Consider the following 25,963-nt stretch of genomic DNA (forward strand, 5'->3'; position numbering starts at 1 on the left):
CGCCGATAGGCTTAGCGAATGGCTGTTCTCCCGATTCGAATCTCTGGAGATCCCGTTCTCCACTCCCCCGCCTCCGACGTCACCGCATTCGACGACACGCTGCGTCAGCTGGTCGCCGACATGTTCGAGACGATGGATGCCGCGCCGGGCGTCGGCCTGGCCGCGCCGCAGGTCGGTGTGCCGCTTCGACTGTTCACCTACGGGTGGACCGACGACGACGATGTTGAGCACCGAGGCGTCGCAATCAACCCTGTTCTGCTCATCAGTCCGCCACCTGTCGCCGAGAGCGACGAGGACTCCGATGCCGAAGGCTGCCTGTCGTTCCCCGGCGAGCGTTTTCCGCTGGTGCGGTCGTCGGACGCGTTGCTGCGCGCTGTCGACCTCGATCAGAAGCCGTTCGAAATAGCCGCCACGGGCTGGCTCGCCCGCATCTTCCAGCACGAATTCGACCATCTGAACGGCATCCTCTACGTCGATCGTCTCGAGTTCATCTACGGGCGACGCGCCGCAAAGATCGCCCGCAAGAAGGGCTGGACCGAGCCCGGCAGCAGCTGGATGCCTGGAGTCGACAACCTCGACGCGTAACCCACGGGCCGTCGCTTCAAGTAAGGGCACGGATGCCGGCTGCCACGAGGGCGGCAGCGATGACGACCACGATGAACGGCACGCGTAGCGCGAAGAGCGCTGCGGCCACGAGCACGGCCGGCAGCCGGGCATCGAGCACGAGCTCCTGACCGCGGGCGAACGTCTGAAGTGAGATGAGCGCAGCCAGAAGGGCCACGGTCAGCAGGTCGACCATGCGTGCCGGCGTCGGCCGCTCCATGAGGCGCGCCGGCACCAGGTAGCCGAGAGCCTTCAGGCCGAAGCAGACGATGGACGCGAGAAGTACGACGTGCCAGGCCGTCATGGCGCACCCGTCGACGCGTTGGATGTGCGCCGCCCACCGAGCCAGTTGGTCGCGCCGAACAGCACGGCGACGAGGGCCGCGACGAGAACGGGCAGCCCCGGCATCAGAACAGGAGTCAGAAGCGCGGCCACGAAAGCGGCGGCCACCGCCACGGCCTGCGCCTGCAGCTTCACCAGACGCGGCCAGAGAAGCCCCAGGAATGCCGCTGCGGCTGCCGCATCGAGGCCATAGGCGCTCACGTCGCCCAGCAGGTCGCCGATCACGGCGCCGATCACGGTGGTGAGGTTCCACCCGACATAGACGACGAGTCCCGTCAACCAGAAGCCGATCCTCTGGGTTCGAAGCGTCTTCTGTGCGCTCGAGACGGCCGTCGACTCGTCGATCGTCAGGTGGGCGGCGGCAGCTCGACGGGCGAATCCCGGCCCGATCACCGGCGACATCCGAATCGCGTACACGGCATTGCGCGAACCGAGCAGGGCGGCGGATGCGACGGCTGACGGCCACGCGGACAGCCCACCCGCCGCAAGCACCCCCACCAGGGCGAATTGGGATCCGCCGGTGAACATCACGAGGCTGAGCACCATCGTCTGCCACAGGTCGAGGCCCGCACCCAGTGTCGCGAGAGCTCCGAACGAAATGCCATACGCCGCGGTGGGCAGACCCACGGCCAGGGCTGCGCGGATGGCACGGGTGTCCTCCGCGCTTCGGATCTTCATCGGGTCATCGCTCTACGGTGTCGGCGGCGGGTACAAAAAAGGCCACCAGGGGTGGAGCCCGTGGTGGCCTTTTCGCTCCCCGACTTGGACTCGAACCAAGAACCTGCCGGTTAACAGCCGACTGCTCTGCCAATTGAGCTATCGAGGATTGCTGGAAACAGCGTAGTTACACTATCACCTATTCGGCGATGCCTTTGTCACGCTCATCGACCTCCATCAGTATCCCACAACCGGATCGACTACTCCGTCGAATCCCCCTTCGCCGAGGAAGGCGCGCGTGTTGTTCGCCACCCTCCGGGCAAGCAGCGGGCGGGTCATGTCGGGCGTGTCGGCACTGTGCGGCGTGATGATGACATTCGGCGCACTCCACAGCGGATGCCCGTCGGGAAGCGGCTCAGGGTCTGTCACATCGATGCCTGCACCGGCGATTGCGCCCGTCTGCAGCGCATCGACCAGGGCGTCGGTCACCACGAGCCCGCCTCGTCCGATGTTGACGACGACGGAGGAATTCTTCATCTGACCGAACTGCTGTTCTCCGATGAGTCCGCGCGTGTCGTCGGTGAGGGCAGCCGCCAGAATGAGCACGTCCGCCCCAGGGAGGACGGCGTCGAGCCGGTCCGTCGAAACCGTTGCGGAGGCACCCTCGACGGGAGTGCTGCCCCTCCGCACGATCGTCACAGAGACGCCGAACGGCTGCAGAAGCCGGATGAGCTCGAGCGCGATTCCGCCGGCGCCCACGATCACGATGTGGAGGCCATAGAGCGAGGTTCCGAGCGTGCCGTCGCCCCATGACGTCGCTCGCAGACGCAAGGGAAGTCGGCGTAGCAGTGCCAGCGTGAGCATAAGGGCGTGTTCCGCCACGGGCTGGGCAAACGCCCCCTTCGCGCTGGTGACGGTCAGCGTCGGCCGAGCAGAGCTCTTCAGAATGTCGGCGAAAGCGTCGACTCCCGCGTACGGCAGCTGGATCCAACTGAGTTGAGGGTTCTCGGTAAGAATCTCACCGAATTCCTCGGCTCCCTGGGGGTCGAGCCAGATCACTCCGCGGGTATCCGTCGACAGACCGGCGACCTGCCCGCCAGCCGATTCGACCGCATCGACGAAGAGCGAAACCTGTTCCGGAAGGATCGCTATCGGACCGGGAACGGGACGGGCATCATCACCGGGGATGTGCGGGGGCGCAGCCAGGATCTCATGATGCTGCGAATCGCTCACCGCTGATCGCCGGACACGGTGCGGGCAAGCCCCTGCACGTAGGGATGGTGAGGATCGTCGAGCACCTCATCAATCGTTCCCAGCCCCACGACCATGCCCTCGTGCAGCACGGCGATCCGATCAACAGATCGACGAAGCACATCGAGATCGTGGCTGATGATGATGGCGCTGGCCCCTCGATCACGCTGGAGAGAGGCGATGACGTCGACCACCTGACCGCGAACGGAGACATCGATGCCTGCGGTCGGCTCGTCGGCGACCAGAAAGACCGGGTCCATGACCAAGGCGCGTGCGACGGCGACTCGCTGGCGCTGACCGCTGGAGAGCTCGTGCGGAAGCATGTTGAGCATGCCGACCGGCAGAAGCAGGCGGTCGAGGAGGGTTGCCGCTCTCAGCCCTGCGTCGTTGGCGTCGAAGTGCTTGTCGCGCAGAAACAGCGGCTCGGCAATGATCTCTGCGACCGTCATGTTCGAGGTCAACGTAGAACCGGCATCCTGTGCGAGATGCCCGATGCCGAACGTGAGTCTGCTGAGCTTGCGGCCTCGGGTGCGCTTGAGATCGTAGCCGAGCACCGAGAGCGCCCCACCGACGATGCGCGGAGCGCCGTCGCGCGACGGCGCCATGGCCGCAGATCCGGAGATCACCGAGGCGACCGTCGACTTGCCCGACCCGCTCGAGCCCACCAGGCCGATGATTTCGCCTGGCTCGACATTCAGCGTGAATCCCTTGACCGCGGTGTGCGCGGAACTGACGCTGTGTGCCGGATACTCGATCGTGACGTCAGACGCCGTCATTATCCGTTCGCTCATGGATACCGACCCTAGCCGTCGACCCCCTGAAGTCGGTGGAGCGCCTCGCGCCTCGCCTGCTGTTCGATCGGATCCGGAACGGGAAGCGACGCCAGAAGCCTCTGCGTGTAGGGGTGACGCGGGGCACCGAGGACCTCGGCTCCCGTTCCCTCTTCGACGAGTTCGCCCTTGTAGAGCACCGCAATGCGGTCAGCGAGCAGGTCGACAACAGCGAGATCGTGACTGATGAACAGCGACGCGAATCCGAACTCCCTCTGCAGCTCGGTGAAGAGCTCGAGCACTCGTGCCTGCACCGAGACGTCGAGTGCGCTGGTGGGCTCATCGGCGATCAGAAGCTTCGGTCGCAGAGCTATCGAGCGCGCCAGGCTCGCTCGTTGCCTCTGACCTCCGCTGAGCTCATGCGGGTAGCGATCGCCGAAGGCCTTCGGCAGCTGCACAGCCTCGAGAAGTTCGTCGACCTGGGCGCGCGCCTCACGGGCATCCGCCGCCCGGCCATGCACGACCAGCGGCTCGGCGACGCATTCCGCGATGGTGAGCAGAGGATTGAAACTCGACGCCGGGTCTTGAAAGACGAAGCCGATGTCGACCCGGGCACTACGGAAGGAACGCTCTTTGATGCCGAGCATCTCGCGACCGAGCACGTTGAGCGAGCCGCCGGTGACCTTCGAGAGACCGGCGATCGCACGACCGATCGTGGTCTTGCCTGAGCCCGACTCCCCCACGAGCCCGAGAACCTCGCCCTCCTTGATCTCGAAGGAGACGCCGTTCACCGCCCGGAAGCCGCCTCGGCCGAGGCGCCCGGGGTACTCGATGACCAGGTCGCGAGCGGCGACAACAGGTGTCGTGGAGGACTCGCGCTCGAGACGCTCCTGAGTGCGAACGGCCGCGCGCGCCTCTCCTTGGCCGATGTGGGGAACGGCGGCGAGGAGCTGCTTCGTGTAGTCGTCTTGGGGCGATGCGAAGAGGGTTCGGGCATCCGCCTCTTCGACGACCTTGCCCTGATACATCACGACGACGCGGTCGGCGAGATCGGCGACCACGCCCATATTGTGCGTGATCAGCACGATCGCGGTGTCGAACTCGTCGCGCAGGCGGCGGAGCAGATCGAGGATCTCGGCCTGCACGGTCACATCGAGGGCGGTCGTGGGCTCGTCGGCGACGATGAGGCCCGGGTTGAGCACGAGCGCCATTGCGATGACCACGCGCTGCTTCTGGCCACCCGAGAACTGGTGCGGATAGTAGTTGACCCGGGTCTCCGGGTCGGGTATTCCCACCCGGCGCAGGATGTCGATGGCCTGCTTCTTGGCGTCGGCGCGCGACACAGAGCCGTGCGCCCGGATGCCCTCGGCGATCTGCCAACCGACGGTATAGACGGGGTTCAACGCCGTCGACGGTTCTTGGAACACCATGGCGACGTCTTCGCCGCGAAGTTCTCGGAGCTTATTGGCCGAGGCCGCGACGACGTCGGTGGTGCGCGTGCGGTCTCGACTCCGCAGCAGAATCGAACCTGACGACGTGGCGGTGGCGGGTACGAGACCGAGAATCGACTTGGCGGTCACGCTCTTGCCGCTGCCACTCTCACCGACGATCGCCACGATCTCCCTCGGACGAACGGAGATCGAAACTCCGTCGACGGCACGCACCGCGCCGCCATCCGTCGCGAAGGTCACTCGCAAGTCGGTGATGGCGACGATGTCATCGACGCTCTTGTTGTCGGTGCTGACAGTGCCGTCGGCGATGCTCATGATCGAGCCTCCTCGTTCGAGTCGATCAGGGGGGCGCCTGAGGCTCCCGCGCCGTGGGGAACGGCACCGTTGTCGGCACTCGGGGCACCGGAGTCGACGGCCGCGCGCCGTCCGCGGAGTCGTGGATCGGCCAGATCGTTGAGACTCTCCCCCACGAGGGTGATGCCAAGCACGGCGAGCACGATCGCAAGACCAGGGAAGAGAGCCGTCCACCAGATGCCGCTGGTGACATCGGACAGCGCCTTATTGAGGTCGTAGCCCCACTCCGCTGCGGCCGAAGGCTCGATACCGAAACCGAGGAACCCGAGGCCCGCGAGGGTGAGCAGCGCTTCGGAGGAGTTGAGGGTCAGCAGCAGGGGCAGCGAGCGCGTCGCGTTGCGCAGTACGTGCCGCAGGATGATTCGAGGGGCCCGGGTGCCGATCACCTTGGCCGACTCGACGTAGGCCTCGTTCTTGATGCGAACTGTCTCGGCCCGGATCACTCTGAAGTACTGCGGAATGAAGACGACCGTGATCGAGATGGATGCCGCCAGGATTCCTCCGGTCAGATCCGATCTGCCTCCGGAGATCACGATCGACATCACGATCGCGAGCAGCAGCGACGGAAACGCGTAGACGGCATCGCACACGACGACGAGCACTCGGTCGAGCCAGCCGCCGAGATATCCGGAGATCAGGCCCAGCGCGATGCCGATGAAGATCGACAGCAGCACCGAGACGATGATCGTCAGCAGGGCCGTCTGGGCACCCCAGAGAACGCGCGAGAACACGTCGTAGCCGCCGACGGTCGTACCGAGCAGATGCGACGACGAAGGCGGCTGTTGAGCCCCGAAGGCCACGCCGTCCGAGCGTAGCTGTGAGAATCCGAACGGGGCTATCACGGGGGCGAGGATCGCCACGAGAACAAAAGCGAGGGTGATGACCAGGCCGGCCACCAGCATCCCTCGTTGCAGGCCGATGCTGGAACGCACCTGATCGAAGAGTGGGATGCGCGAAGCCAAGCTTCGGCGCGGGCGGGACGGCGTTGAGAGACGGGACATGGTCAGTACCTCACTCGGGGGTCGATGAGGGCGGCGATGACGTCGACGATGAAATTGGTCACGGCGACGATCACGGCGAGGAGGGCCACGATGCCCTGCACAGCCACGAAGTCGCGCGAGGCAAGATACTGCGCGAGCTGGAAGCCGAGCCCCTTCCATTCGAATGTGGTCTCTGTCAGCACCGCGCCGCCGAGAAGCAGCGCGATCTGGAGTCCGATCACCGTGATGATGGGAATGAGCGCGGGGCGGTAGGCGTGCTTGCGCACCAGCCGAAACTCGTTCACTCCGCGGGATCGGGCTGCGTCGACGTAGTCGGTGCCCAGCGTGCCGATGAGGTTGGTGCGCACAAGCCTGAGGAAGACTCCGGCAGTGAGAAGGCCGAGGGCGATGCCGGGCAGCACCGCGTGCGACAGTACATCCCCGATGACATCGGGGTTGCCGGTCTGAAACGCGTCGATCAAGTAGATGCCCGTTTTGCCTGGCAGCACCTGCATCTGGAGTTCGGCACCGGTCGAGGCACGCCCGGCCACTGGAAGCACGTGCAGCCAGACCGCGAAGATCAGCTTCAGCAGCAGGCCGGCGAAGAACACCGGGGTGGCGTAGCAGAGGATGGCGAAGATGCGGAGAAACGCATCCGGAGCGTTGTCACGGAAGTACGCGGCCACCATGCCGAGCGGGATTCCGACGATGAAGGCGACGATGAGAGCGTAGAACGCCAGCTCCAAGGTCGCGCCGCCATAGGTGTAGAGCACCTCGGTCACCGGGCGGTTGTCGGTAATGGTGTTGCCGAAGTTTCCGGTGAAGACCTGCCCGATGTACTCGAAGTACTGCACGAGAATCGGGCGGTCATAGCCCGCATCGTGGATGCGCTTGGCGAGTTCGGCAGCGGTGAGCTTGCCGCCCTGAGCCGCGGTGATGGGATCGCCTGTGGAGCGCATGAGCACGAACACGAGGGTCACCAGAATGAAGATGGTGGGGATGATGAGAAGAAAGCGCACGATGAGATAGCGCAGCAGTCCTCCGCCGCTGGATGCCGAACGGCGAGCCGTGACGGGCGGTGCCGCGGATGCGGGATCCGGAGTTGCCAATTCTGCAGTCACAAGAAGAAGTCCCTGGTTAGACGAGTGGGTGGCCGACAAGCAGATCAGGGGCGAGACGCACGACGCCTCGCCCCTGAGATCGCGCTAGAGGAACTCTAGCCTGCGATGGATCTAGCCTTTGGCCAGTGCTGCGTAGCGGAACTTGAACGACGCGTCGAGCGTGTCGCTGGTGCCCGTCACCGTGGTTCCGGTAACGGCTACCTGGGCTCCCTGGAGCAGCGGGATGGTCGGAAGGTCACCGGCGACGGTGTCCTGGATCTTCTCGATGAGAGCGGTGCGCGCGGCCGGGTCGGTCGTCACTCCCTGCTCCAGCACGAGGCTGTCGACAGCCGGGTTCTGGTAGTGGCTCTGCAGGAAGCTCTCCTTGCCCGTCGGGTTCAGGAAGAACGGCGTCAGGTAGTTGTCGGCGTCGGAGTAGTCAGGGAACCATCCGAGCTGGTACGCCGGGTAGGCGTCGGCGACGCGGTCCTTCGCGTACTGCACGTACTCGGTCGACTGCAGGTCGACTGTGAAGAGTCCGCTCGAGTCGAGCTGGTCTTTGATCAGCGCGTACTCGTCGCTGGAGCCCGGGCCGTAGTGATCGGTGTTGTACTGCAGGCTCAGCTTCACGGGTACGGTGACGCCAGCTGCGGTCAGATCGGCCTTCGCCTTCTCGACATCGGCTCCGCCGTTGCCGTCTCCATACAGCGGCTTCAGCGACTCGGTTGCACCGGTGAGGCCCTGCGGAACATAGGAGTACAGGGGCGTGTAGGTGTCCTTGTAGACCTGGGTGGCGATCTCCTGGCGGTCGACGACGTCGGCAACGGCCTTGCGAACCGCAAGGGCCTTCGCCGCATCTGCCTCTGGCGTCTTCGCGCCGTAGGGCTGCGTGTCGAAGTTGAAGACGATGTAGCGGATCTCTCCACCGGGGCCGTTGACGACCTTCACCTTGTCGTTAGTAGAGAGGTCGGAGATGTCGGTCGCCGACAGGCTGCGGAACGCCACGTCGATGTTGCCCTCCTGGATGTCGAGCTTGAGGTTCGACGCGTCGGCGTAGTACTTCACGTTGACGACGTCGGTCTTCGCCGCGCCCAGAACGCCCTTGTAGCCGGAGTACGCCTTGTAGGCGATCAGGTTGTTGAAGTCGTAGCTGGTGATCTCGTACTGTCCGGCGAAGGCCTTGCCGTCGACGATCTCTTTGTCGCTGGTGACCTTGTCGGCCGCGAAGACCTCCTCATCGACGATGGGGCCCGCGGGGCTGGACAGAATCTGCGGGAACACCTGGTCGTTCTCGGTCTTCAGCGTAAAGACGACCGTGGTGTCGTCGGGTGCGGCGACCGAGTCGAGGTTGTAGAGCAGCGACGACGGGCCGTTCGGGTCGGCGATGGCGAGCTGGCGATCGAAGCTGAACTTCACGTCCGACGAGGTGAGATCGTGTCCGTTCGCGAACTTCAGGCCCGGCTTGAGGGTGACGGTGTATTCGGTCGGCGACGTGAACTCGGCCTTCTCTGCGATGTCAGGCTCGACGTCGGGGCTTCCGTACGGGGTGTTCATGAGGAACGGGAACACCTGGTTCATCACGGCGAACGATCCGTTGTCGTACGACCCTGCTGGGTCGAGAACGGTGACCTTGTCGGTCGTGCCGATGGTGATGGCGCTGCCCGTGCTGCTGCCGCCGCCGCCGGAGCACCCGGCGAGCACCAGTGCTGCCGCTGCTGTTCCGGCGAGCAATGCGATGCCGCGCACCGTACGTGTGGATGCGGATCTCATATCCGTCTACCTCTCTGGAGTGATGTCTCAGACACAGATGTACCCCGAATCGGGGCATACCGTGATTGCTGTACCCCAGTCATACCGCAGCAGACGAACTGTCACCAAGCTGACAGAGAGCGACAAGGAACATGTTTACCGGATCGAAACAAGCCGGTTCCCGTCGAACAGCGTCGATTTGCTGCCATCTTCAGCTATTCGCGCAGCGCACGCCTGTCGGCCTCGACCTGCATCAGCTGGCGTTGCAGCGAGCGATGCTCCTCGGGCTGGGTGGCCGCGTCGGTGCGCTGGAACTGCCCGAGCAGTTCCTCCTTGCGACGAACGAGATCGCGCTCGACGAGAGAGAGCACCACCTGCTGCAGGTAGACGTCGAGCTCCCTTTCCGGTCGCTCCGGCACGGGAGCGACGGCGAGCTGCGCGACGAGCGTCTTCACCGGGTCGGGAACCGTCTCCTGGATAATCGCCGCCCACTCGGGTTTGTCGAATGAGTTGAGCCGCATGGCCACCGCGTCGCGTACCGCAGCCAGTGCGCCGTTGCTGAAGGCCACGGCGGTTCCTCGAGCCAGGAGATCTTTGCCGACGCTGTTCGGAAACTGCAGCATCGCCATCAGCGCATCGCGCTCGAGGCGGGTCGCCGTGGTGCTCGGCAGGCTCGTCAGCGAGATCGCCACGGGGGGTGCGACCTCGAGCGAGGTGATGGATGCCGGCCCGCCTTCGGCGGCCGGTGCCAGTCGCGGGGACTCGAGTTCTCGCGACGCGGCATGCTCGCTCGACCTGCCCGCGGCATCCACGGCTCGACCGACCTCGCCGAGGTCCATGCCGAGCAGCCGGGCGAGTTCACGCGCGTATCCCGGGCGGATCGAGGGATCACGGATGTCGGCCACGACAGGAGCCGCCGCCCGTAGGGCAGCGACGCGGCCCTCGACCGTGTTGAGGTCGAAGGTCGAGAGGCGCTGCTTGATCACGAACTCGAACATGGGCTTCTTGCCGGTGACGAGACGCCGCACCGCGTCGTCTCCCCGACCGAGCCTGAGGTCGCACGGGTCGAGTCCATCGGGAGCGACGGCGACGTAGGTCTGCGCGGCGAAGCGGTGCTCCTCGCTGAACGCGCGCAGCACGGCCTTCTGGCCCGCGGCATCCGGGTCGAAGGTGAAGATGACCTCGCCGAGGCCCGCAGTGTCGTCGGAGAGCACACGACGCATGACCTTGATGTGATCGACGCCGAAGGAGGTGCCGCACGTGGCCACCGCGGTGGTGACCCCCGCCAGGTGGCAGGCCATCACGTCGGTGTATCCCTCGACAATGACCACCTGGTGGCTTCGAGCGATGTCGCGCTTGGCCAGGTCGAGCCCGTAGAGCACCTGAGACTTGTGATAGACGAGAGTCTCGGGCGTGTTCAAGTACTTGGGCCCTTTGTCGTCGTCGAGCAGACGACGCGCACCGAATCCGACCGTCTGGCCGGTCTGGTCGCGGATCGGCCAGATGAGGCGTCCACGGAATCTGTCGTAGCTGCCCTTCTCCCCCGCGCTCGTGAGCCCGGCCGCGGTGAGCTCCTCGGCCGTGAACCCCTTCGACCGGAGATGCTTTCCGAGGATGTCCCACCCTTTGGGCGCGAAGCCCACGCCGAAGCGCTGGGCCGCCGACGCGTCGAAGCCGCGTTCGCCGAGAAAGCGTCGGCCCACGTCGGCTTCGGGCGTCATGAGCTGTTCGATGAAGAACTCGCGGGCGGCATCGTTCGCCGCCAGGAGGCGAGCTCTGCTCGAGTAGTCAGACGGGGCTCCCCCGTCTTCGTAGTGCAGTTCGAAGCCGATGCGGGCGGCCATGCGCTCAACGGCCTCGCTGAACGACACGTGATCCATCTTCTGCAAGAACGTGAAGACGTCGCCGCCTTCGCCGCAGCCGAAGCAGTGGTAATACCCCACCTGCGGGCGAACGTGGAAGCTCGGGCTGCGTTCGTCGTGGAACGGGCACAGGCCCTTCATCGACCCGACGCCGGCGCTCTTCAAGGTGACGTATTCTCCGACAACGTCGCCCAGGTTGATGCGCGACCTGACCTCGTCGATGTCGCGCCGCAGAATCAGTCCAGCCATCAGCCGAGCAGTCCCCTGCTCCAGGCGATCGCCGACTGGTCGGTGAGGCTGGCCACCTGGTCGACCACGACGCGCTTGCGCGCCGCGTCATCGGATGCTTCGCGCCAGTCGGCCGCGAACGCTACCTCGAGAGCGCCCTCGCCCAGCCGCAGAAGCTCGGTGGCGAGCGAGGTGAGGATGGCGCGCTGTTCGACGTAGAGCGGCTGGCGGGAATCGCTGGCCATAACGTAGGCGGCGACAATGCCCTTCAGCACGGCGATCTGGGCCTCCACGAGCCGGGGCACGACAACGCTTCCACCGAACCGGGCAAGCGCCGGGGCCGAGTAGGCCTCGCGCGTAGCGGCAGTGGAGCGCCCCGCGAAACGGCCGATGAGCTGACTCGTGAGATTCTTCAGTCGGCCCTGGGCGAGCCGTGACCCGTCCCAGCCGTCAAGCCAGATCTCGAGGGAGGTCAGCTCGTCGAAGGCGGCTGTCAATTCGTCGCGACTGAAGTCGTCGCCGACCCACGACGAGATCGCCGCCACGAGATCGTCGTGATCTGCCCGGGCGCCGAGTGCCCCCACATCGATGTAGCCGGTCAGCACCGCGTCTTCGAAGTCGTGCACCGAATACGCGATGTCATCAGACAGGTCCATGACCTGGGCCTCGATGCACTTCTGACCCGCAGGCGCCCCCTGGCGTAGCCAACGGAAGGCGGCATCGTCTTCGGGGTACACGCCGTACTTCGCCCGACCGCTGGGGTCGCCGATCGCGTCCTCGATTGTCCACGGGTATTTGCAGCTCGCGTCGAGACTTGCTCGGGTGAGGTTGAGCCCGGCGCTCGTGCCGTCGGCGTAGATCACCTTGGGCTCGAGCCGAGTGAGTATTCGCAGGCTCTGCGCGTTGCCCTCGAAGCCGCCGATGTCGGCGGCCCACTCGGCCAAAGCCCTTTCTCCGTTGTGACCGAAGGGCGGATGCCCCAGGTCATGGGCGAGGCAGGCGGTGTCGACCACATCGGGGTCGAGGCCAAGGCTCGTGGCGAGTTCGCGCCCCACCTGGGCCACTTCGAGGGAGTGCGTGAGACGGTTGCGGGCGAAGTCGAGGTCGGCAGGAGAGAGCACCTGCGTCTTGGCGGCGAGCCGACGAAAGGCGCTCGAATGCAGAATGCGGGCGCGGTCACGGGCGAAGTCGCTGCGGCGTGACGAGTGCTGCTCGGCAACGATTCGTTCGCTGTCGTGAGGCTCATACCCCGCAGGAAGAACGGTCGGTGCGGAGGCGATATCTGAGAAGGCTCTCATGGTTCTAGCCACCACTGTGGTGCAGCTCGGCGCTCGCAAGCTCGGCGCGCTCGGGCAGAGCGAGGTCGCGCGACTCGAGCCACTTGTCGGGAAGCGACGGCCGCTTTGGCGAACCGGCACGACCCCGCGGGCCTTCTGCGTCGATGCCCGGATATGGCAGCGAGCCGTCGAGCGTGGCAAGCACGGCATCCATCTCGGCGAGCGACTTGACCATGCTGAGGCTCGCACGAACCTCGTGGCCCACGGGATAGCCCTTGAAGTACCAGGCGACATGCTTGCGAATATCTCGGCATGCCCGGTCTTCGTCTTCGAAGAACTCCGAGAGAAGCTCGGTGTGCCGGCGGATGGCGGACGCCACCTCGCCGAGCGTTGGCGCGGCGCGCGACTCCCGTGCGACGGATGCGTCGAGCTGGCCGATGCGAACGCGGAACGCGTCTGCAAGATCGCCGAAAAGCCAGGGCCTGCCCAGGCATCCGCGCCCGACGACGACCCCGTCGCATCCGGTCTCGTCAACCATGCGGATGGCATCGTCGGCCGACCAGATGTCGCCGTTGCCGAGCACAGGGATGCTGGTGATGGTTTCTTTGAGGGTGGCGATCGCCGACCAGTCGGCCTGGCCCGAATAGAAGTCAGCAGCGGTGCGGGCGTGCAGGGCGATGGACTTGACGCCGGCGCCCTCTGCCGCGCGAGCCGCTTCGAGATAGGTCAGATGATCGTCGTCGATGCCCTTGCGCATCTTGACCGTCACGGGAATGTCGCCGGCTGCCTCGACCGCCTGCTCGACGATCTGCCGGAACAGCCCGAGCTTCCATGGCAGAGCGGACCCGCCGCCCTTACGGGTGACCTTGGCCACCGGGCACCCGAAGTTCATGTCGATGTGGTCTGCGAGGTTCTCGTCGACCAGCATGGTGACGGCCTGGCGCATCGTGGCCGGATCGACTCCGTAGAGCTGAATCGAGCGCAGAGTCTCAGACGGGTGATGGCGAATGAGCCGCATCGACTCCGGGGTGCGCTCGACCAGCGCGCGGCTTGTGATCATCTCGCTGACGTAGAGACCGGCGCCGTATTCGCGGCAGAGCCGACGATATGCGGTGTTGGTGATGCCGGCCATGGGCGCGAGCACGACGGGCACCTCAAGTTCGATCGGCCCGATGCGGAGGGCAGGAGCCGGAGTGACGGCCGTATCGACCGTTGCGAGGGAGGAATTCATGACGTGTCGATTCTCCCAGAGATTTGATGGGGGCGGGGCAGGCGGGGCGACGGCTGTGGACGACGCCGGTCAACTACGGCCGACCGTGGGCTAGCGAGACGGCGGCGCCACGCTCTCGATGCTGCAGACGCCGTCGACGCACACGGCCCCGGATGCGCCGACCATGCGCAAGCCGGGCGCATCCGGTGCGGCCAGTGTCGACGCGGTGGTCACCTCAGTCGCCCCCGCCGGCTCGACTGCCGACGTCATGCTGATACCTCGGCGGCGGAGCCGTCGCGCTCGCCCGCGACCTGGCCGAACACCTCGACGAACGTGGCGGCATCCTGCGCGCCGGACACGCCGTACTTGCCATCGATCACGAAGAAGGGAACCCCCTGGATTCCATACTCCTGAGCCTGGCGCTGGTCGGCTCGGACGGCGCCCAGGTACTCCCCCGATGTCAGCGATCGCACGACGTCGTCACGGTCGAGTCCGATCTCGGCGGCGAGGTCTGCCAGGTCGTCGATACGACCGACATTGCGGCCCTCTTCGAAGTAGGCCTTGAGCAGCCGCTCTTTTGCCTGAAGCTGCACGCCCTTCGACTTGGCGTAGTGGATGAGCTCGTGTGCCTTCACCGTGTTCGCGTGCTGCAGAGCGTCGTAGTCGTAGTGGAGTCCCACATCTTCGGCGATGCCCACGACGCGGGTGATCATCTGCCTCGCCTGCTCGGCCGGGATGCCCTTGTGCTTGGAGAGGAAGTCGACCTCGTCGCCATCGAAGTCGACGGGGGTATCGGGCGAGAGCTCGAAGCTGTGGTACTCGATCTCGACGGCCGGGGCGCCCGGCTGCGTGGCGTACGCCTCGATTCCGGCTTCGAGTTTGCGCTTGCCGATGTAGCACCACGGGCACGCGATGTCGCTCCAGACATCGACTTTGATGGACGCAGGGACGCTGAGTGTCTGAGAATCGGTCACAGCCGATATCAACGGCGCACCCGCGTCGGCTATTCCCGGCCTCGGCGGAGTTGTCGGAAGTTTTGGGGCGAGCCCGTGGTTTACTCCGTTCATGACGACGTCAGGACGCGACCGGGTGATCGATGATGCGGCACGCCGCGGGCTTGCGGTGGAGATCGTCGAACGCCCGCCCGCAAACAGTCTCGAAGAGGCTGCGGAGAGACTTGGCCTCGACCCGTCGGCGATGGTGAAGACCCTTGTGGTCAAGCGGCATGACGGCGACTTCGTGTTCGCCCTCGTGCCGGGCGACCGTCAGATCAGCTGGGCGAAGCTGCGCGCGGTCGTCGGGGTCAACAAGCTCTCGCTGCCCCACCAGGACGTGGCCCGGGATGCCACGGGCTACGAGCGAGGCACGATCACTCCCCTTGGAAGCACGACCGCGTGGCCCGTCTTCGCCGATGAGCGTGTCATCGGTCGTCGCATCGCGCTCGGCGCCGGCGAGCACGGCCTGTCGGCCTTCGTCGACGCCGACGCGCTTCTGGATGCCTACGGTGCGACGGTCGCGGACATCACCGACGAGCTCACACCGCGACAGGCCTGACGTCGACGCGCTGGTCGAGAGCGCGCTTATCGGGCGAGCGCGCCGACGGCGGCTGCGCACGTGCCCGCTAACGGCGCGCTCGACGGTTCGCTAGCCGGCCAGAGATACGACGTGACGCGCGTACTGCACGCGACCGAACACATCCGGGGCCGTCGCCGCGCTCGTCACCGGGACATTGCTCTGGTATTGCAGGCGACCGTTGCGCGCCGTGACCTGCACGAATCCGGTCAACCGGGATTCGCGCGCAAGCAGAAAGAGCAGGCTGAGCACGAAGACGAAAAAGAACCCCACGATGGCGAGCACGATGGCCCACGTCGGAGTCTTCTGCTCCACGCGGGTGAAGTCGGTGACGAAGAACTCCGTGCCGGCAAGAGGAACCGTGCCGGCGGGTGTCACGAGCCAGCTGCTGGTGACCGCTATCTCACCGATGACCACCAAGGGAGGTTCGGGTTGCGACACCGGGTGAGAGTCAACGCGCGTGAGATCCGACATGCTGTCAGGCTAGCGGGCTTCGCCCGACTCAGCGGGTCTCGCCCGACTCAGACGGCAGGCGCCGAGGGTGCATCGATCGCGCCGCCGAACCTACGGGAGCGGCCCGTGTAGTGCTCGATGGCTTGCCAGAGGTCGAGACGTGTGAAATCGGGCCAGAGGGTGTCGAGGAAGACCATCTCGGCGTAGGCCGACTGCCACAGTTGAAAGTTACTGGTGCGCTGCTCGCCCGAACTGCGTACGAAGAGGTCGACATCGGGCAGGTCTGGCAGGTAGAGATGCTTCTGGATCGTCTTCTCGCTGATTCCCGAGGGCTTCAGGCGGCCGGCTCGCACGTCTTCGGCGATGGCGGTCACCGCATCCACGATCTCGTTGCGACCGCCGTAGTTCACGCACATGCTGAGCGTCATGGTGCTGTTCGTCGCGGTCATCTGCTCGGCGACCTGCAGATCCTTGATGACGCTCGCCCAGAGTCTCGGCTTGCGTCCGGCCCAGCGGATGCGCACACCCCACTCGTTGAGCTGATCTCGGCGGCGATGCAGCACCTCGCGATTGAACCCCATAAGAAAGCGCACCTCATCGGGTGAGCGCTTCCAGTTCTCGGTCGAGAAGGCGTAGACGCTGAGGTGCTTGACACCGATCTGGATGGCGCCGGCCACCACGTCGAGCAGCGCCGCTTCGCCCGCGCGATGCCCCTCCACCCGGGTCAGCCCCCGGGAATTCGCCCAGCGCCCGTTGCCGTCCATCACGACCGCGACATGGCTGGGAACCTGACCGCGTGGGATGTCGGGCGGGTAGACGCCTGTCCAGTCGAGGGGACGGAACTCTGGAACGTCCGATGCTCTGGATCTGCTCACGACACGGCCTCCCGGCGCTGTTTCTGGGCTGAGCGGTCGACGTGCTCGAGGGAACGCAATCCGCGCTCCAGGTGCCACTGCGTATAAGCCGACACGACACCACTCGCTTTCGACCGGGATGCCTGATCGGCCGCGTCGGCCCGCGCCCAGTCTCCGGTGAGCAGAGCGCTGAGGAGACCGATCGTCTGCTCGTCGAGACGGATCGTGCCCGGTGGGGCCACCGAGTCGCTGACCACTCCTCCGAGTTGCACGACGAAGGCGGAATGCGGCCCGGGCTCGCCCGTCACGGCGCAATCGTGAAAACTCGGCGCCCATCCGGCCATCGAGAGGGCGCGCAAAAGATAGGAGTCGAGGGTGAGGCTCGCGCCGTGCTCGCCTCGCGACAGGGAGCGGAGAGCGCCGACCAGCAGAAGGTACTGCGGGAGCCCTGCTTCGGCCTCGCTCAGTTTGTCTGCCGTCTCGACCATGGCACTGGCCGCGGTGTAACTCGCGTAGTCGGCGGTGATGGCGGCCCCATACGAGGAGATCGTCTCGGCCTGCGTGACGGTGTCGAGCGAACGGCCCTCGTAGAACTGAACATCGGCGACCATAAAGGGCTCGAGTCGCGCGCCGAACTTCGACCCCGTGCGACGCACCCCGCGAGCCACCGCACGGACCTTGCCGTGCTGACGCGTGAGCATGGTGACGATGCGGTCGGCCTCACCCAGCTTGTGGGTGCGCAGCACAACGCAGTCGTCACGGTAAACAGGCACGTTCCATTATCGACCCTCGGTCTGGTGAATGCCCGGCACACGCGCGGTCGTGGTACACCTTGAAGGTGTCTGATGCCGTGGCCTTCTCGATCCCCCTCTGGGCGGATCTGCTGGCTGTGGGAATCGGCAGTCTGCAGGGCGCCATGTTCGCCTCGCAGTTCCGCGATCGCCGACTAGATCTGCTCGGAGTCGCCATCATCGGCGTCGCCACGGGTCTCGGAGGAGGTCTCCTTCGCGACATATTCCTCGTGGTTCCGCTCGTCGCCCTGCACACGAACTGGTACCTGAGCGTCGCCGTTCTCTCTGCGCTGTTCGGCATGCTTCTTGTGCGCCTCTTCGAGCGGCTCGACACGGTGATCACGATTCTCGATGCGCTGACGATAGGCCTCTTCGGCGCCATCGGAACGACCAAGGCGCTATCACTGGGCCTGCCCGTGATCCCCTCGATCTTCGTCGGTGTCGTCTCTGCGGTCGGCGGATCCGTCGTTCGAGACGTGCTGCTCGCGATGCCAATTGCGCTTATGCACGTGGGGTCGCTCTACGCGGTGGCCGCCGGAGCAGGCTCAGCGGTACTCGTTATGTTCTGGGCCGGCGGCATGGATATCACCGTCGCCGCCGTGATCTGCGTCATCGTCACCACGGTGGTGCGCCTGCTGGCCGTGCGCTACGGCTGGAGCCTCCCCGAGCAGCGCGCCATCCGGAGCATGCCGAGAATCTCGCGTGCAGCCCTGCGTCCACGCTGGCCCCGGCTTCGCCGTGTGGCAAAGCCGGGGCAGCGCTGACGATCGACGCCGGTCGCTATCAGACCGCGGCGAGCTCGCGATCCGCGTCCGAAACCCGGATGGCGCGGTTCACGGCGCTGACGACGGCCTTCAGAGACGCCGTCGAGATGTCTGCGTCGATGCCCACACCCCACAGCCTCGTGCCGTTCACCTGCAGCTCGACGTACGCGGCGGCCAGCGCATCGCCCGATGCACTGAGAGCGTGTTCGACGTAGTCGTAGAGCTTGACCTCCACGCCCTGTTCGCTCAGAACGTTGAGGAACGCGGCAATCGGACCGTTGCCCGAGGCCTCTGTATCGATAGTCTCCTCGCCTATGCGCAGCTCGACCTGCAGCGAGACGCTGCCGGACATATCGCTGGCCGTACGGGTGCGAGCGAGCTCGAATCTGCCCCACTTCGCCTCGGCCCGTTCTGCGGGAGCGGGCAGGTACTCGTCTTGGAATATGTCCCAGATCTGCTCGCTCGTGACCTCGCCACCCTCGGCATCCGTCTTGGCCTGCACCACACCAGAGAACTCGATCTGCAGCTTGCGCGGCAGATCAAGAGCGTGGTCGTTCTTCAGCAGGTAGGCGACGCCGCCCTTGCCCGACTGGGAGTTGACGCGGATGACCGCCTCGTAGCTGCGCCCCAGGTCTTTGGGGTCGACCGGCAGATACGGAACAGCCCAGACCAGCTCGTCGACGTTTTTGCCCTGCGCGGCCGCGTCGACCGCCATGGCCTCGAAGCCCTTCTTGATCGCATCCTGGTGTGAACCGCTGAACGCGGTATAGACCAGATCGCCGGCCCACGGGCTGCGCTCGGGCACCTTCAGCTGGTTGCAGTATTCGGCCGTACGGCGGATCTCATCGAGGTCGGAGAAATCGATCTGTGGATCGATGCCCTGCGTGAACAGGTTGATGCCGAGTGCGACCAGATCGACGTTGCCTGTGCGCTCCCCGTTGCCGAAGAGGCACCCTTCTATGCGGTCAGCACCGGCCAGGTAGCCGAGCTCCGCGGCTGCGATGGCGGTGCCGCGGTCATTGTGAGGGTGCAGCGACAGCACGATGTTCTCGCGGTGGGCGAGGCGGCGGCTCATCCATTCGATCGAGTCGGCGTAGACGTTCGGTGTAGCCATCTCAACGGTCGCCGGCAGGTTGATCATGACCTTGCGGTCTGGGGTCGGCTCGAAGATCTCGATGACCTGGTTGCAGACATCCAGCGCGAATTCGAGCTCGGTGCCCGTGAAGCTCTCGGGCGAGTACTCGTAGTAGACGGCGGTCTCGGGGATCGTCTTCTCGTACTCACGGCACAGGCGCGCGCCGGTCAGAGCGATGTCGATGATGCCCTGCCTGTCGCTGCGGAAGACGACGTCGCGCTGCAGAATCGACGTGGAGTTGTAGAGATGCACGATGGCCTGCTTGGCTCCGGCGATCGACTCATAGGTGCGGGCGATCAGGTGCTCGCGCGCCTGAGTCAGAACCTGGATGGTGACATCGTCGGGAATGGCGCCTTCGTCGATCAGGCTGCGTACGAAATCGAAGTCGGTCTGGCTCGCGCTTGGAAAACCGACCTCGATCTCCTTGTAGCCCATGCGCACCAGGAGATCGAACATCACGCGTTTGCGCTCGGGACTCATCGGATCGATGAGCGCCTGATTGCCGTCACGCAGATCGACTGCGCACCAGCGCGGTGCCTCGGTGATGCGCTTCGACGGCCAGGTTCGATCGGGCAGATCGACGGCGATCTGCTCGTGGAACGGGCGGTACTTGTGGATCGGCATCGCCGACGCTGTTTGATTGTTCTTCACGGTCTTGTTCCTCTACTGCTCTTCAGATGGTCAGCCAATGGCGAACTCCGCGACGAGGAAGGCCTGAGACTAGGACTCGTCGCGGCAGCTAAGAAGGAGCAGACCGAACAGCATCTTGCAACGGTAGCACCGATTCCTCGACGTAACGATGCGTCACAGTGGGTTCTTTGCACCGTCTGCCGTCTAGCGTCGCGATATGGATGTTGTCTGGACCTGGGCGGCCGTGGGAGCTCTGGTTCTCGTGACGTCGATCGGAGGCCTCCTCTGGCGACGCCGTCAGGGGCGGGTGGTCTCCGACCGTGCGGTGCACCGCGTATCCGCGGGCGACCTCACGGTGGATTCCGCATCGCCCGCCCTGTTGGGAACCGACGTGACGCTGGTTCAGTTCTCCACGGAGTTCTGCGGGCAATGCCCGGCGACCCGCCGCCTCCTCTCTGGCCTGGCGAACGACGAACCCCACTCGGCGATCCGTCACATCGACATCGACCTCACCCACCGGCCGGATCTGGCGACCAAGTACCGCGTGCTCCAGACACCGACCACCCTCGTCCTCGACGGAGAAGGACGGGTTCGCGCTCGCATCGGCGGGCCGCCCCGCCGACCGGAACTCGTCGACCTGCTCGAGCGCATCCAGAAGGAGAACCATGACCGTGCAGTCAGCCGATGAATCCCTGTCACCCCAGGTGCCAAAAGACGGAATCGACCCGCGTGGGCCGCGCTTCGGCGCGGCGATCACGGCCACGCTGCTTCTGTTCGTCATCCTCCTGGCCATGCCAGGGGCATCCCGGCCACCCGTCGAGCCCTGGGAGCGCGCCACCCAACCGGCGTTCCTGCTGCTGACCGGAATCGTCGTGCTCTTCTCCTGGGGCGCGGCCGCTGGCGTAGCCCGACATCCTTATGGCGTGCTCTTCGGTCGAGTGATCCGTCCACGACTCGCGCCGCCCGCGGAACGCGAAGACCCGCGTCCACCTCGCTTCGCACAACTCATCGGACTGATTGTCACCGGCCTTGGTCTCGTTCTCGCGCTCGCGGGCGTGCCCTTCGCGCTTGTCACCGGTGCCGCGCTCGCCTTCGTCGCGGCATTCCTCAACTCGGTCTTCGGCCTCTGCATCGGCTGCCAGCTCTATCTTCTCCTTGTGAGAAGCCGCGTCCTGACCTGAGTCCGATCGGAGCGACGACGGTTACGCTGGAACAAAGGGGAGGCCGAATGCCTGAACAGCAGACCATCGTCATCGCCGGCGCATCCGGCATGATCGGCACCGAACTGACCCGGCAACTCGAGGATGCCGGGCATCTCGTGATCCGGCTCGTTCGTCGTCCCACGCACCACCCGAAAGAACGCCAATGGGATCCAGAGGTGTCGTGGTTGAACATCGCCACGGTCGACGCTGCCGATGTCATCGTGAACCTGTCGGGGGCATCCATATCCCGCCTGCCGTGGACGCTGCCGTACAAGAAGCAGATCCTGTCGTCTCGAGTCCAGGCGACAAGCACCATCACGGCGGCCATCGCCAAGTCGTCCTCTCCACCTCACACACTGGTGAACGGCTCGGCCGTGGGATTCTACGGAGATCGACCGGGCGAGATACTGACCGAAACGTCAGCTCAGGGCGATGGCTTTCTCCCCAAGGTCGTGGAGGCATGGGAACGCGCGGCCGCCAAGGCTTCGCCGACCACACGCGTGGTGATGGCCAGAACAGGCCTTGTTCTCGGCAATGGCGGAGCGCTGAAGCCGCTGGAGATTCTGGCTCGCCTGGGAGTGGCCGGCCCACTCGGCTCCGGCACGCAGATCTGGCCGTGGATCAGCCTCCACGACGAGGCGGCCGCGATCGCTCACCTTGCACTCCGCTCGTCGCTGACAGGGCCCGTGAATCTCGCCGCCCCTCGTCCGGTGACGGCGACAGAACTCTCCGAGACTCTCGCCCGCTCACTCAACAGACCGTTCTGGCTGCCTGCTCCGAGCTGGGCTATCAAGGCGGCTCTGGCCGACGCCGGCAAGGAGCTGCTGCTGTCAGACCAGAATGTGTCGTCGCAGCTGCTTGTCGCCGACGGTTTCGCGTTCCGCGACGAGAACGTCGATGACGCTCTCAGCGCTGCCCTGTCTGCGCCTCACAGCGCGGCTCGCTGACAGCCGCTAAGCGGTCTGCCTGTTCAGGGCGATCGCACGGCGCAGCGCTGCGCGCGCACGGCGACGATCGCCGCTGGCGTCGTAAGCGAGGCCGAGTCTGAACCAGGCGCGCCAACTTTCGGGAGCGGCATCGACGTCGGCCCGATATTGATCGAACTCGGCATCGGCCGACGCCCTGTCGGGCCGACCGCTGGGCCTCTTGGGAAGGTCGTCTTCGGGAAGAGCATGCTCCGCCTCGAGGTGTTTGACCAGACGTTCGGTGCGGATGCCGAAGAGCAGCTCTCGCATCAGCGCCCAGGCGGCGATCAGCGGCAGAACGACGAGTGCGACTCCCAGTCCGATGGCGATCGGCTCCCCCGTTGCTACAAGACGCACGGATCGATCGACGACGAGAATCAGGTAGAGCGCCAGGAGCACGGCCATCGACCATGCAGCGATGCGGCCTTTCACTGCGTCACTCGCGCGCTGAGGCGGTCGGGGCGGCTCATCGCTCGCCCGAGCCCGCGTTGAGGTCGATGAGCTTGTCGAGTCCGACGATGACGCCCCTTGCCTGCGTTGCGGCCCGCAGGGCGATCGCGATGCCCGCCTCGTATGCGCTGGGCGCCAGAGTGTCGTGGCTGATGGTGAGCACCTCACCGACTCCGCCGAGAATCACGTCCTGCTTGGCGACGACGCCCTGCAGGCGCAAACTGTGGATGGGAACGCTCGCCGCCTGCTGCCCTCTGGCTCGCTGATCGGTATGGGGAGCCGAAACCGGTCCGAGTGCTCCGCGCGACGCAGCGATGAGTTCCGCTGTTCTGACGGATGTTCCCGATGGGGAGTCGATCTTGGTGGCATGGTGCGCCTCGACGATCTCTATCGAGTCATAGAACCGCGCCGCCATCGCCGCGAACGAGCTCGCGAGCACTGAACCGACAGAGAAGTTCGGAATGATCACCGCGCCGAGTTCGGGACTGTCGACCAGGCGACGCTCCAGAACCCTGATGCGATCGGCCGACCACCCGGACGTTCCGACGAGCACGGGAATGTCATTCGACAGCGCAAAGTCCACGATGGAATGCGACACCGCAGGGATCGTGACGTCGACCGTGAGGTCGGCCCCGATCATCGCGGACAGGTCTCCTGACGACCCGATCTGTGCGAAGAGCTCGAAGCCCTCCGTCTCTTCGACGATTCGCGAGAAGAGCTGCCCCATGCGGCCGGACGCGCCGACGACGGCGACCTTCGTAGTCATGGCACCAATCTACCAAGGCCGATCTCCTCGCTTACCCTTGACCCATGGATATCCGCGAGGCTCGCACGGATTCGCCCGACGCTCACAGACTGCTGACCGACTACTTCACGTGGCGGGCCGGCGAATTCCCTCCAGCGCAGGGGGCGTACACGATCACGTACCCCGACCCGAGCGCTTTCGTCACGCCGGATGGCTCGTTTCTTGTCGCAGTCGACGACGAGCCCGTCGGATGCGGCGGCATTCGACGAATCACCCCCGATGAGGCGGGGCGCGGGCGATTCGAGGTCAAGCATCTGTGGTTGGCCCCGAGGAGCCGTGGCCGGGGCCTTGCTGCGGCGATGATGGACGAACTCGAGTCGCGGGCGCGACAGTTCGGAGCAGATGTGATGGTGCTCGACACCCACCACACGCTCACGGGCGCGGCGCGCCTGTATGCCAAGCGCGGGTATCTGCCCGTGGATGCGTACAACCAGAATCCGAATGCAACGGTCTGGTACGCGAAGGATCTGAGCGTTCCGGTCTAGGAATGCGAACGCTGGATCAGTACGGCTGGGCTTCTGGCAGGCCGGTGCGCAGCTCGACCGGCAGATGACCCAGGTCGTTGTGCGAGACGAGTTCCGGGAGTCTTCCCGCCTTGACGTTGATGATGGTGAGTCCGCAGTTGGCCTGGTTCACACCCACCCAGCGCCAATCCGGCGCACCCATCGCTTCTCTCACGAGCCATCCGATGACGAAGTTATGCGTGATCAGGAGGTCGTTCGTCGTCTCGCGCGTCGGTGACAGGAACTCCGCCACGGCATCGGCCATCTGAGCCCTGCCCGCGTCGACCTGCTCGATCGTCACCGAGTTGAAGAACGGCTGGAACGAATGCGGCATCTGAGGTGAGTAGCCCGTGGGAACGCAGTCGAAAAGTAGCGCGGTGGGCTCCGGCTGCAAAGCCGGCAGATGGGCGGCCATGATGGTGGCCGTGTCCTCGGCGCGTTGCAGGGGCGAGTGCCAGACGTTCGTGAACGGCACGCCACCGAGGCGCTCCGCAACGAGTCGCGCCTGGCGCTGACCGCGCGGCGACAGCGGTCCGTCGTCCATTCCGTATTCGGCATCCTGCTGCTCGCCATGTCGAACCAGATACAGCGTGCGGGTCACGATGTAGCCCCCGCCAGAGTCACGCCGAGCCTGTCGAACGCGTTCTCCGAGATGGCGCCGACGGCCGAGATCGAGATCGGGCGGGCGGCGAGCTCACGGGCGAGCTCCTGCACATCGTGAGGCGTAACGCGGTCGAGACGACGCAGAGCCTCGTCGAGATCGACGAACTCGCCCTGCGTGATCTCCGCGCGCCCGAGCCGCGACATCCGGGTGTCGGAGTCTTCGAGGGCCAGGGCGGCCGAGCCCGACAACTGGCCGTGCGCCCGGCGCAGCTCGTCGTCGGTGATGCCGTCGTCTGCGAGCAGATGAAGCTGTTCGATCATCAACTCGGCGACATCGCCCACCCGCGCCGGCGTGCATCCGGCGTTCATGCCGAAGAGCCCGGCGTCGGAGTACGAAGGAGCGAACGAGTAGACAGAGTAGGCGAGGCCCCGCTTCTCACGGATCTCTTGAAAGAGTCTCGAAGACATGCCTCCACCGAAGACCGATCCGAGCACGCTGAGTGCCGAGCGGCGTTCGTCGTTGGCCGTGAATCCGGCGGTTCCCACGATCAGGCTCGCCTGCTCATTGGGACGCTGCACCACGACCAGGGGCGCTCCCCTGTGGATCTCGACGCCGGCGGATTCTCGTCGCGCAACAGGGTCAGCCGCGCGCTCCAGGTTCCAACCCGCAGCTGCCAGTGCAGCCGTGACCCGCGCGACGAGCTCGTCGTGGTCGACTGCGCCCGCCGCGGTGATCACCAGATCTTGCGGGCGATAGTTCTCGAGGTAGTGCTGCCAGACGGCATCGCGGGTGACCTCACGGATCGTCTCAGCGCTGCCACCCACAGGACGTCCGAGGGGATGGTCACCGAGAACCGCTTCAAAGAACCGCTCGCCCGCGACATCGGACGGATCGTCCGATGCCTCGGCCAGTTCTTCGAGAATGACACCGCGCTCGGTCTCGAACTCGCCTCGCTCGATCAACGACGATGTCAACATGTCGGCGATGACATCGACCGCCATGGGCAGGTCTTTGTCTCGGACCTTGGCGTAGTAGCAGGTGTATTCCTTGCTCGTCGCTGCGTTGTGTTCGCCGCCGACAGCATCGAAGGCCACCGCGATATCGAGGGCCGACCTCGTCGGCGTTCCCTTGAAGAGAAGGTGTTCCAGAAAGTGCGTCGAGCCGTAGCGCGAAGGAAGAGCGGGGGCCGCCGGCGTAGCCAGCACAGTGCCGAGCTCGTCTCGAGAGCCGACTGCGACCCAATAGCCAACCGTGGCGCTCTGCGCCCCGGGCATCTTCTCAGTGAGGATGCGCACCCCCGACGGAAGGATCGTGCGGCGGACCAGAGATCCGCCGGAGGCTTCGACGTGGAGTTCGGACAGATTCAGGGGTAGGGGCACGGCATTGTTCATCGCGCCCCAG

Annotated in this window: 28 protein-coding genes and 1 tRNA gene; 7 read left to right on the forward strand and 22 right to left on the reverse strand. The window is 65.4% G+C overall.

The features are described 5' to 3' along the window. Positions 1 to 18 precede the first annotated feature (18 nt). Positions 19 to 585, forward strand: a complete 567-nt coding sequence (gene def, locus TZ00_RS00760; protein ID WP_044438531.1) for a peptide deformylase — start codon at positions 19 to 21, stop codon at positions 583 to 585. 16 nt (positions 586 to 601) lie between these two features. On the opposite strand, the gene TZ00_RS00765 is transcribed toward def, so the two are convergent. The 14 genes from TZ00_RS00765 to TZ00_RS00825 all read right to left on the reverse strand — a co-directional run bounded on the left by TZ00_RS00765 (position 602) and on the right by TZ00_RS00825 (position 14,808). Beyond that, positions 602 to 907 carry an AzlD domain-containing protein gene (locus TZ00_RS00765; protein ID WP_044438532.1) on the reverse strand — a complete coding sequence of 102 codons (306 nt, stop codon included), beginning with the start codon at positions 905 to 907 and terminating at the stop codon, positions 602 to 604. Continuing rightward, complete coding sequence (locus TZ00_RS00770) at positions 904 to 1,623, reverse strand: AzlC family ABC transporter permease (protein WP_044438533.1); 720 nt, start codon at positions 1,621 to 1,623, stop codon at positions 904 to 906. The genes TZ00_RS00765 and TZ00_RS00770 overlap by 4 nt, the downstream gene beginning before the upstream one ends. Before the next feature lie 75 nt (positions 1,624 to 1,698). After that, a tRNA-Asn gene (locus tag TZ00_RS00775) sits at positions 1,699 to 1,771 on the reverse strand. Positions 1,772 to 1,839: 68 nt separating this feature from the next. Beyond that, positions 1,840 to 2,835, reverse strand: a complete 996-nt coding sequence (locus tag TZ00_RS00780) for a D-isomer specific 2-hydroxyacid dehydrogenase family protein (protein ID WP_084605827.1) — start codon at positions 2,833 to 2,835, stop codon at positions 1,840 to 1,842. After that, positions 2,832 to 3,644, reverse strand: coding sequence for an ATP-binding cassette domain-containing protein (locus TZ00_RS00785; RefSeq protein ID WP_044438534.1), 813 nt, complete (start codon positions 3,642 to 3,644; stop codon positions 2,832 to 2,834). Before TZ00_RS00785 ends, TZ00_RS00780 begins: the two co-directional genes overlap by 4 nt. 11 nt (positions 3,645 to 3,655) lie before the next feature. Continuing rightward, positions 3,656 to 5,389, reverse strand: coding sequence for a dipeptide ABC transporter ATP-binding protein (locus TZ00_RS00790; protein ID WP_044438536.1), 1,734 nt, complete (start codon positions 5,387 to 5,389; stop codon positions 3,656 to 3,658). Continuing rightward, positions 5,386 to 6,429 carry an ABC transporter permease gene (locus TZ00_RS00795; RefSeq protein WP_044438537.1) on the reverse strand — a complete coding sequence of 348 codons (1,044 nt, stop codon included), beginning with the start codon at positions 6,427 to 6,429 and terminating at the stop codon, positions 5,386 to 5,388. Before TZ00_RS00795 ends, TZ00_RS00790 begins: the two co-directional genes overlap by 4 nt. A 2-nt stretch (positions 6,430 to 6,431) precedes the next feature. Then, positions 6,432 to 7,517 carry an ABC transporter permease gene (locus TZ00_RS00800; RefSeq protein ID WP_152631068.1) on the reverse strand — a complete coding sequence of 362 codons (1,086 nt, stop codon included), beginning with the start codon at positions 7,515 to 7,517 and terminating at the stop codon, positions 6,432 to 6,434. Positions 7,518 to 7,640: 123 nt separating this feature from the next. Further along, positions 7,641 to 9,278 (reverse strand): ABC transporter substrate-binding protein, encoded by a 1,638-nt coding sequence (locus TZ00_RS00805; protein WP_044438539.1) that lies wholly within the window; start codon positions 9,276 to 9,278, stop codon positions 7,641 to 7,643. Positions 9,279 to 9,472: 194 nt separating this feature from the next. Then, positions 9,473 to 11,368, reverse strand: a complete 1,896-nt coding sequence (dnaG, locus tag TZ00_RS00810; protein ID WP_044438541.1) for a DNA primase — start codon at positions 11,366 to 11,368, stop codon at positions 9,473 to 9,475. Beyond that, the gene (locus TZ00_RS00815) at positions 11,368 to 12,645 is read right to left on the reverse strand and encodes a deoxyguanosinetriphosphate triphosphohydrolase (protein ID WP_044438543.1); all 1,278 of its coding nucleotides are present in this window, start codon (positions 12,643 to 12,645) and stop codon (positions 11,368 to 11,370) included. Before TZ00_RS00815 ends, dnaG begins: the two co-directional genes overlap by 1 nt. A 4-nt stretch (positions 12,646 to 12,649) precedes the next feature. Further along, the gene (dusB, locus tag TZ00_RS00820) at positions 12,650 to 13,855 is read right to left on the reverse strand and encodes a tRNA dihydrouridine synthase DusB (protein WP_044438545.1); all 1,206 of its coding nucleotides are present in this window, start codon (positions 13,853 to 13,855) and stop codon (positions 12,650 to 12,652) included. Between the two features lie 90 nt (positions 13,856 to 13,945). Beyond that, positions 13,946 to 14,104 (reverse strand): hypothetical protein, encoded by a 159-nt coding sequence (locus TZ00_RS19875; protein ID WP_161793710.1) that lies wholly within the window; start codon positions 14,102 to 14,104, stop codon positions 13,946 to 13,948. Continuing rightward, positions 14,101 to 14,808, reverse strand: a complete 708-nt coding sequence (locus TZ00_RS00825; protein ID WP_044438547.1) for a DsbA family oxidoreductase — start codon at positions 14,806 to 14,808, stop codon at positions 14,101 to 14,103. The genes TZ00_RS19875 and TZ00_RS00825 overlap by 4 nt, the downstream gene beginning before the upstream one ends. Positions 14,809 to 14,899: 91 nt before the next feature. On the opposite strand from TZ00_RS00825, the gene TZ00_RS00830 reads away from it, so the two are divergent. After that, complete coding sequence (locus TZ00_RS00830; RefSeq protein WP_044438549.1) at positions 14,900 to 15,388, forward strand: aminoacyl-tRNA deacylase; 489 nt, start codon at positions 14,900 to 14,902, stop codon at positions 15,386 to 15,388. A 90-nt stretch (positions 15,389 to 15,478) separates the two neighbouring features. Here the strand turns inward: TZ00_RS00830 and TZ00_RS00835 are convergent, their stop codons facing one another. The 3 genes from TZ00_RS00835 to recO are packed head-to-tail and all read right to left on the reverse strand — an operon-like array spanning position 15,479 to position 17,486. Continuing rightward, complete coding sequence (locus tag TZ00_RS00835; RefSeq protein WP_044438551.1) at positions 15,479 to 15,880, reverse strand: hypothetical protein; 402 nt, start codon at positions 15,878 to 15,880, stop codon at positions 15,479 to 15,481. Between the two features lie 47 nt (positions 15,881 to 15,927). After that, positions 15,928 to 16,734, reverse strand: coding sequence for an isoprenyl transferase (locus tag TZ00_RS00840; protein ID WP_044438553.1), 807 nt, complete (start codon positions 16,732 to 16,734; stop codon positions 15,928 to 15,930). Then, on the reverse strand, positions 16,731 to 17,486 hold the full coding sequence (gene recO / locus TZ00_RS00845) for a DNA repair protein RecO (protein WP_044438555.1): 756 nt from the start codon (positions 17,484 to 17,486) through the stop codon (positions 16,731 to 16,733). Before recO ends, TZ00_RS00840 begins: the two co-directional genes overlap by 4 nt. A gap of 65 nt (positions 17,487 to 17,551) precedes the next feature. Here recO and TZ00_RS00850 point away from each other — a divergent pair, with 65 nt between their 5' ends. Beyond that, entirely contained in the window at positions 17,552 to 18,268 is a 717-nt protein-coding gene (locus tag TZ00_RS00850) for a trimeric intracellular cation channel family protein (RefSeq protein WP_044438557.1), read from the forward strand. A 19-nt stretch (positions 18,269 to 18,287) separates the two neighbouring features. On the opposite strand, the gene leuA is transcribed toward TZ00_RS00850, so the two are convergent. Beyond that, on the reverse strand, positions 18,288 to 20,054 hold the full coding sequence (gene leuA / locus TZ00_RS00855; protein WP_044438560.1) for a 2-isopropylmalate synthase: 1,767 nt from the start codon (positions 20,052 to 20,054) through the stop codon (positions 18,288 to 18,290). A gap of 196 nt (positions 20,055 to 20,250) precedes the next feature. On the opposite strand from leuA, the gene TZ00_RS00860 reads away from it, so the two are divergent. From TZ00_RS00860 to TZ00_RS00870, 3 genes are read left to right on the forward strand one after another with little or no spacing between them, the layout of a single operon-like run. Next, positions 20,251 to 20,721: a thioredoxin family protein gene (locus TZ00_RS00860; RefSeq protein ID WP_044438562.1), complete on the forward strand. Its 471-nt coding sequence runs from the start codon at positions 20,251 to 20,253 to the stop codon at positions 20,719 to 20,721. After that, positions 20,699 to 21,214 (forward strand): DUF4395 domain-containing protein, encoded by a 516-nt coding sequence (locus TZ00_RS00865; RefSeq protein WP_044438564.1) that lies wholly within the window; start codon positions 20,699 to 20,701, stop codon positions 21,212 to 21,214. Before TZ00_RS00860 ends, TZ00_RS00865 begins: the two co-directional genes overlap by 23 nt. Positions 21,215 to 21,261: 47 nt before the next feature. Continuing rightward, positions 21,262 to 22,182 (forward strand): TIGR01777 family oxidoreductase, encoded by a 921-nt coding sequence (locus TZ00_RS00870; protein WP_044438566.1) that lies wholly within the window; start codon positions 21,262 to 21,264, stop codon positions 22,180 to 22,182. A gap of 6 nt (positions 22,183 to 22,188) precedes the next feature. Here TZ00_RS00870 and TZ00_RS00875 read toward each other — a convergent pair whose 3' ends face one another. Both TZ00_RS00875 and TZ00_RS00880 read right to left on the reverse strand, forming a co-directional pair. Continuing rightward, positions 22,189 to 22,605 carry a tetratricopeptide repeat protein gene (locus tag TZ00_RS00875; RefSeq protein WP_044439227.1) on the reverse strand — a complete coding sequence of 139 codons (417 nt, stop codon included), beginning with the start codon at positions 22,603 to 22,605 and terminating at the stop codon, positions 22,189 to 22,191. 61 nt (positions 22,606 to 22,666) lie between these two features. Then, positions 22,667 to 23,416 (reverse strand): 4-hydroxy-tetrahydrodipicolinate reductase, encoded by a 750-nt coding sequence (locus TZ00_RS00880; RefSeq protein WP_044438568.1) that lies wholly within the window; start codon positions 23,414 to 23,416, stop codon positions 22,667 to 22,669. A gap of 44 nt (positions 23,417 to 23,460) precedes the next feature. Between TZ00_RS00880 and TZ00_RS00885 the strand changes: the two genes are divergently transcribed. Beyond that, positions 23,461 to 23,940 (forward strand): GNAT family N-acetyltransferase, encoded by a 480-nt coding sequence (locus tag TZ00_RS00885; protein WP_044438570.1) that lies wholly within the window; start codon positions 23,461 to 23,463, stop codon positions 23,938 to 23,940. 16 nt (positions 23,941 to 23,956) lie between these two features. Here the strand turns inward: TZ00_RS00885 and TZ00_RS00890 are convergent, their stop codons facing one another. Further along, entirely contained in the window at positions 23,957 to 24,559 is a 603-nt protein-coding gene (locus tag TZ00_RS00890; RefSeq protein WP_044438572.1) for a histidine phosphatase family protein, read from the reverse strand. Continuing rightward, positions 24,556 to 25,953 (reverse strand): M16 family metallopeptidase, encoded by a 1,398-nt coding sequence (locus TZ00_RS00895; protein WP_044438573.1) that lies wholly within the window; start codon positions 25,951 to 25,953, stop codon positions 24,556 to 24,558. Before TZ00_RS00895 ends, TZ00_RS00890 begins: the two co-directional genes overlap by 4 nt. Between the last annotated feature and the right edge of the window lie 10 nt (positions 25,954 to 25,963).

It is taken from the genome of Agreia bicolorata, assembly GCF_000938265.1.
GTDB lineage: Bacteria > Actinomycetota > Actinomycetes > Actinomycetales > Microbacteriaceae > Agreia > Agreia bicolorata.